At 39.3% G+C, this 8090-nt stretch carries 3 protein-coding genes; all 3 read left to right on the forward strand.

Translation table 11 applies throughout. The annotated features are described in order from the left end of the window. Positions 1–2836, forward strand: a 2836-nt coding sequence (locus tag JCM14209_RS08075) for a MiiA motif-containing surface protein (RefSeq protein WP_025022969.1), incomplete at its 5' end; no start/stop codon positions are given. A 294-nt stretch (positions 2837–3130) separates the two neighbouring features. Then, a complete protein-coding gene (locus JCM14209_RS08080; protein ID WP_025022970.1) occupies positions 3131–4789 on the forward strand; it encodes a YSIRK-type signal peptide-containing protein in 1659 nt (552 codons plus the stop codon). Between the two features lie 2 nt (positions 4790–4791). Further along, the coding region (locus tag JCM14209_RS09780; RefSeq protein WP_025022971.1) for a Rib/alpha-like domain-containing protein at positions 4792–8090 on the forward strand (3299 nt) is incomplete at its 3' end.

The following is an 8090-nucleotide window of genomic DNA, read 5'->3' on the forward strand; positions in this document are numbered from 1 at the left end:
TAAGACACCAGTAAACCCAACAGATGACGCTCAAGACACAGGTGTAGTAGTTAAGAATCCTACAAATAACACAACAGTGACAGCTAAGGACGAAGATGGAAACGAAGTACCAGTTAAGGTTGATGACCAAGGCCACATTGTAGTAACACCAGGTAAGGATGTAGACGGACCAATTACAGTAACAGTAACAGATCCATCAATGGGAACAGTAAACGTTACTGTACCAGTAAACGGTCACGAAGCAGGCAAGGATGACAATGGTTCAGACAAGCCAGAAACAGTGAAGACATCAGTTGATGAAAGCGGCAAGACACCAGTAAATCCAACAGATGACGCTCAAGACACAGGTGTAGTAGTCAAGAACCCAACTAAAGATACAACAGTGACAGCTAAGGACGAAGATGGAAACGAAGTACCAGTTAAGGTTGATGACCAAGGTCACATTGTAGTAACACCAGGTAAGGATGTAGACGGCCCAATTAAAGTAACAGTAACAGATCCATCAATGGGAACAGTAAACGTTACTGTACCAGTAAACGGCCATGAAGCAGGCAAGGATGACAATGGTTCAGACAAGCCAGAAACAGTGAAGACATCAGTGGATGAAAGTGGTAAGACACCAGTAAATCCAACAGATGAAGCTCAAGATACAGGTGTAGTAGTTAAGAACCCAACTAAAGATACAACAGTGACAGCTACGGACGAAGATGGATACAAAGTACCAGTTAAAATCGACGACCAAGGTCACATTGTAGTAACACCAGGTAAGGATGTAGACGGACCAATTACAGTAACAGTAACAGATCCATCAATGGGAACAGTAAACGTTACTGTACCAGTAAACGGTCACGAAGCAGGCAAGGATGACAATGGTTCAGACAAGCCAGAAACAGTGAAGACATCAGTTGATGAAAGTGGTAAGACACCAGTAAATCCAACAGATGACGCCCAAGACACAGGTGTAGTAGTTAAGAATCCTACAAATAACACAACAGTGACAGCTAAGGACGAAGATGGAAACGAAGTACCAGTTAAGGTTGATGACCAAGGCCACATTGTAGTAACACCAGGTAAGGATGTAGACGGACCAATTACAGTAACAGTAACAGATCCATCAATGGGAACAGTAAACGTTACTGTACCAGTAAACGGTCACGAAGCAGGCAAGGATGACAATGGTTCAGACAAGTCTGACGCTGACAAGACAACACCAGTAGTTCCAGAAAAGACACCAGTTAATGATACAAAACACTTAACTGATGCAGAAAAACAAGAAGTTACAGATAAGGTTAACGACGCAAATAAAGGTAACTTCCCAGATGGAACAAAGGTATCAGTAGGCGATGACGGTACAGTTACAGTAACATACCCAGATGGCTCAACAGATACAATTCCAGGCGACCAAGTTGTAACAGGAAAGACATCAGTTGATGAAAGTGGCAAGACACCAGTAAATCCATCTGATGACGCTCAAGACACAGGTGTAGTTGTTAAGAATCCAACAAAGGACACAACAGTAACAGCTAAAGACGAAGATGGCAATGACATCCCAGTTAAGATTGATGACAAGGGTCACATTATCGTAACACCAGGCAAGGATGTTGACGGACCAATTACAGTAACAGTAACAGATCCATCAATGGACGCACCAGTTAAGGTAGAAGTGACAGTTAAAGGTCATGAAGCAGGCAAGGATGACAATGGTTCAGACAAGTCTGACGCAGACAAAGTAACACCAGTAGTTCCAGAAAAGACACCAGTTAATGATACAAAACACTTAACTGATGCAGAAAAACAAGAAGTTACAGATAAAGTTAACGACGCAAACAAGGGTAACTTCCCAGAAGGAACAAAGGTATCAGTAGGCGATGACGGTACAGTTACAGTAACATACCCAGATGGCTCAACAGATACAATTCCAGGCGACCAAGTTGTAACAGGCAAGACATCAGTTGATGAAAGTGGTAAGACACCAGTAAATCCAACAGATGACGCCCAAGACACAGGTGTAGTTGTTAAGAATCCTACAAAGGACACAACAGTAACAGCTAAAGATGAAGATGGCAATGACATCCCAGTTAAGGTTGATGACCAAGGCCACATTATCGTAACACCAGGTAAGAACGTTGACGGACCAATTACAGTAACAGTAAAAGATCCATCAATGGATACACCAGTTGAGGTTACTGTACCAGTTAAAGGTCATGAAGCAGGTAAGAATGACAATGGTTCAGACAATACAGATGCTGACAAGACAACACCAGTAGTTCCAGTTAAGACACCAGTTAAGGATTCAACACACTTAACAGATGCAGAAAAACAAGAAGTTATCGACAAGATTAACGAATCAAACAAGGGTAACTTCCCAGAAGGAACAAAGGTATCAGTTGGCGATGACGGTACAGCCACAATTACTTACCCAGATGGATCAGTAGATGTAATTCCTGCAATTGATAATGGTGCCAATAACGGAACTTCAAACGAAGGAAACACTACGGGTACAAACAATGGATTAGTAAATGAAGGAAATACTTCAAATGTAAACAACGGTGACAATGTAAACAACGGTAACAAGACAAAGACTGTAACCTTAACAGAAACTCATACAAGAACAAGATATGAAACACGTTACGGTTGGAGATTCATTAACGGTAAATGGGCATATGTGGAAATGACAGAAACAGGTGTGATTATCCGCATTATCCGTTACGCAGGTGAATACGAATTACCACAAACAGGTGAAGCTAATGAAAAGACATCATTAATTGGTGCAGCATTAGTAGCTGTTGGATCAATGTTTGGTTTAGGTGCAGTTGGACGTAAAGAAGATAAATAGAATTGAAAAATCTATTTACTAATTAAAATAGATATTAACTTAAAAAGGTTTGAAAGACGCATTGAGCGTGCTTTCAAACCTTTTTTTGTAAAAAAATTTTATGATGAAAAATTTGAAAAAAATATGAATTTTCTAATGTTATGAGTTGACGAACAATGTTTTAGTAAACTAAAATTAAAGAGTAAATATTTTATATAATAGATGTTTAGTAACCTTAAAAAAGCTATCAACTATCTATGTATATATTTTTTAACTTTACAATAAGTATAAAGAAAATATAAAAGGGGAAATATAATGTTATCAAAAAATAACAAACAACTACAACAACAAAAGTTTGAAGATCGTAAACAACGTTTTACAATCAAACGTTTTAGTGTAGGTGTAGCTTCAGTTTTAATTGGGGCAACATTTATGATGTACGGAAATGCTTCAGCTGACCAAGTTGCATCAAACGAACCAACAAGTACAACAACCACTAATGACGCACTTGATAATAATGAAGACGGGGCTGCCTCAGATACAGCAACTTTAAAAGTAGTTAACGCTGAAGCACAACCAACAGCAGCTGATACTGACACGAAACAAACTACAACTTTTGATACAACAAATACACCAAACTTTACAGATGAAATGCTACGTGAAAGTAAAGTAGCTACATCACCAGCAACAGGAGACGATAGAGCAGCAACTACTCCAGCTGACCAACCAATGGGCTCAATTGTTTCATCTGATCCAGATAAGATTTCAACAGCTGGGTATTCAATTGAACCACTTCCAACACCAACATTGCGTCCGGAAGCAAGTGGAGATTCTAATGCAAGAGCTAAGTTTAATGTAGATAGTGATCCAAATCACTATACTTTTGCAGTTCTTGGTACTTTTGATAGATACGGTGCAGCAACAATTAACAGGAAAAAAGCATATTCAGTTGTATTTTCAACTGACACAGAAGGTACTGGTAGATTATTTGTAAGTTTCTATGACAATAACCATAAACAACTCTCACAACAAGAATTAACAGATGGAAGTCATACTATTTCTACATACACAATTTCTAAGCGTGGAAATATTGTAGAATGGTCAAAAAATGACGGTTATGGCTCAGATGAAACTTTATATACATGGAGTACAGCACAACCAACATATGTTGGACGTGGGGCATGGCAATCAGATCGTTACATGATTCCTACTAAAGTTTCTGCAGTTTCAGAATATCGTGATAAGAACGGGACTTTACTTGGTACTGTTACCTTAACTGGTATGGCAGGGCAAAAATTCACTGCACCAGCTAAGCAAACTTATGATAATTACGAATCAGAAGTTGTTAACCAAACTGGACTAACTGTTTCAGGAGATACTCTTACAGGTCGTTTGTCTAACTTTAAATTAGGTGGAGAAAATATTAAGTTAGACAAAACTGGTGCGGTTTATGAAGCGGTTCCAGGGAAGGTTTCTGATTACTATGAAACAATGCCACCATTAGTTAATGCCGGTTATGGTGGTGAAGTAAAGGTTTATGACGAAACAAAAGCGGTATTAAAAGATCCAAGTCAAGTAACAACAGACGGAAAAGCCAATGGGGTTGTTAAAGTAACGCGTCCTGGTTTTGATCGTCCAATTTACATTGGAATGGATGAACAATATTACCGCTATTTAGGTGATGATCCTAAACTTACAGCAAGTATGTCAACAAATAATGCAACAGGTTATTATGAATACAACATTTATACTGGTGGTACACCATCAGCTGTTTATGATTTCGAGAGCTTGGCAACTGCAAGTGCAACAGGAGTTGAAGTTCCATTAAACACAACCCCAGCTGTATTAACACAAAAAATTACTGATAACGTAACGGTGGCTCAATTACCAAACGAAGCTACAGTAGTTCAAAAGCTGTTAAAGATCCAGCTAAGCTTCCAACAACAGATACTGTTGGTAAGAAAAATCCTGTAACAGTGGTTGTTACTTATCAAGAAAAAGATGGTTCACAACACGAATTAGAAGTTGATGTTCCAGTAACAGTTACTGATGCACCACAAACTTCTCAAGCAGATGACACTACCCCAACTACAGATACATTAACAAAAGTAGAAGGGGACCCTATTTCAGCAGATGAAATTACAGGGAAAGTAATAGATATTCCAGCAGATGCTATTGTAACAGTTGATAATCCAACTGACTTACCAAATGTAACAAGTACAGTAGGAGATAAGACAGTACCTGTAACAGTGACCTATACTGATGGAACAACAGACCACGTTAATGTACCAGTGAAGGTAACACCAAAGATTAACGTTACACCAGTAACATATTGGTTACCAAATAACATTACGCTAACAAAGGAAAGTGGAATTGATGTAGTCGCAAATTCTGCAAGCCCAATTACAAAGTATGAATGGGAAAACCATAACTTTATTGAAGATAAAGTTAACGTATTATTAGATCGTTATGGATTAGCGATGGATCCAACCACAGGGAATGTGACAGGAACTGTAAAAACGCCAGCCGTTTTAGGCTACTATGGCGGACGATTAGTGTTAGAAAATGAAGCCGGAACAGTTTATAAAGGACCAAATAATTATGGCTTTGGATTTGTCTTTACAAAAGTAACAGGTGGTGAAGATACCCACGATTACGGTGATACATTCACAGAAGACCAAATCACTAAGTTATACAAGGTAGAAAGTGGAAAAGAAAAACAACCAGCAGACTTTATTCAAAAAGTAGAATTAGTCGATAAAGATGGAAACAAGATTTCAGCAGACACCCTACCAAAGTATGGAACAGGAATTAAAGCATACTTGAAGGTAACGTATGGAAATACAGTTACAGCAGATACAAAAGATAGTATTGGTTCAAATATTGTACCGGTAACATTGAATTACCGTCCAATTAAAGATTCTGTTAAAGCAACAGCAGATAAATTGACTTTACCACAACATGCAACAGCGATTACAGTTGATGATTTACGTGCACAAATTGACACAGATAAGGATGCTGAAATTAAGTCATACAAACTTGTTGATGGAGCACAAATTCCATCAACACAAACAGCTGGCGATAAAGGGACAGTTCCTGTTGAAGTAACATACGCTGACGGTTCAACTGCAACTGTAGATGTTCCAGTTGAAATCACTCCAGTAACACCAACTGGTGGTTCAATTACTGTTAAACAAGGTGATCCAGCAATCACAGAAGAACAAGTCATTGAAAAAGTAACATTTAACAATAAACCCGCAGGAACAACACTCAAGGTTAAGAACCCAAGTGATATTCCATCAACAAATACACCAGTTCAAGATAAAGATGTAGAAGTTGAAGTAACATATCCTAATGGGGATACTGAAACAGTTAAAGTAAAAGTTACTGTAACACCAAATGATGCAACTACTAATGATCCAAAAGGTCAAGATTTAAACACAACAGTAGGTAACGAACCAAACGCTGAAGATGCCATCACAAACAAAGATGATATGCCAGAAGGTACAACATACGAATGGAAAGAAAAGCCAGACGTAAGTAAAGAAGGCGACAAGCCAAGTACAGTAGTTGTACACTACCCAGACGGTTCAAGTGAAGAAGTTGATGTAACAGTACATGTAACAGATCCAAGACCAGACAATGAAAAGCATGAACCAAAAGGTCAAGATTTAAACACAACAGTAGGCAACGAACCAAACGCTGAAGATGCCATCACAAACAAAGATGACATGCCAGAAGGTACAACATACGAATGGAAAGAAAAGCCAGACGTAAGTAAAGAAGGCGACAAGCCAAGTACAGTAGTTGTAAACTACCCAGACGGTTCAAGCGAAGAAGTTGATGTAACAGTTCATGTAACAGACCCAAGACCAGATAATGAAAAGTATGATCCAAAAGGTCAAGATGTTTACACAACAGTAGGCAACGAACCAAAGGCAGAAGATGCCATCACAAACAAAGATGACATGCCAAAAGATACAACATACGAATGGAAAGAAACACCAAACGTAAGTACAGTAGGTGAAAAGCCAAACGTAGTAGTTGTCACATATCCAGATGGCACACAAGACGAAGTGCCAGTAACAGTGCACGTAACACAATATGCACCAGTTAAAGATCCAAAGGGTCAAGACGTTACAACAGACTTGAATGTGTTACCAAAGGCAAAAGATGCTATCACAAACACGGACGACATGCCAGACGGTACAGAATACTCTTGGGTTAAAAATCCAGATGTAAGCACACCAGGTGACAAGCCAAGTAGAGTAGTAGTAACATACCCAGATGGCTCACAAGATGAAGTTCCTGTAGTTGTTCACGTAATTGATGATGCAACAAAATATGAACCAAAAGGCCAAGACCTATATACTGGTGTGAACCATGAACCAAACGCTGAAGATGCCATCACAAACAAAGATGACATGCCAAAGGGTACAACATACGAATGGAAAGAAAAGCCAGACGTAAGTAAAGAAGGCGACAAGCCAAGTACAGTAGTTGTACACTACCCAGACGGTTCAAAAGAAGAAGTGCCGGTAACAGTCCATGTAACAGATGACTCAGCTAAGTACGAACCAAAAGGTCAAGATGTTGATACAGACTTGAATGTGACACCAAAAGCAGAAGATAGTATCACAAACAAGGATGATATGCCAGAAGGTACAAAGTACGAATGGAAAGAAACACCAGATGTAAGCACACCAGGTAAGAAGCCAAGTACAGTAGTTATCACATATCCAGATGGTACACAAGATGAAGTGCCGGTAACAGTTAATGTAATCGACGACGCAACAAAATACGAACCAAAAGGCAACGACATTGACACAGACTTGAACAAGACACCAAATGCAGAAGATGGTATCACAAACAAGGATGACATGCCAAAGGGCACAACATACGAATGGAAGGACACACCAGATGTAAGCACACCAGGAGACAAACCAAGCGTAGTGGTAGTAACATACCCAGATGGCTCAAAGGATGAAGTGCCAGTAACAGTTCATGTAACAGATGACGCATCAAAACATGAACCAAAAGGTAACGACATCGACACAGACTTGAACAAGACACCAAATGCAGAAGATGGTATCACAAACAAGGATGACATGCCAAAGGGCACAACATACGAATGGAAGGACACACCAGATGTAAGCACACCAGGAGACAAGCCAAGTACAGTAGTTGTGACATACCCAGACGGTTCAAAAGAAGAAGTTAATGTCACAGTCCACGTAGACGATGACGCATCAAAACATGAACCAAAAGGCAATGA

The sequence above is a fragment of the Ligilactobacillus hayakitensis DSM 18933 = JCM 14209 genome (assembly GCF_000615845.1).
GTDB lineage: Bacteria > Bacillota > Bacilli > Lactobacillales > Lactobacillaceae > Ligilactobacillus > Ligilactobacillus hayakitensis.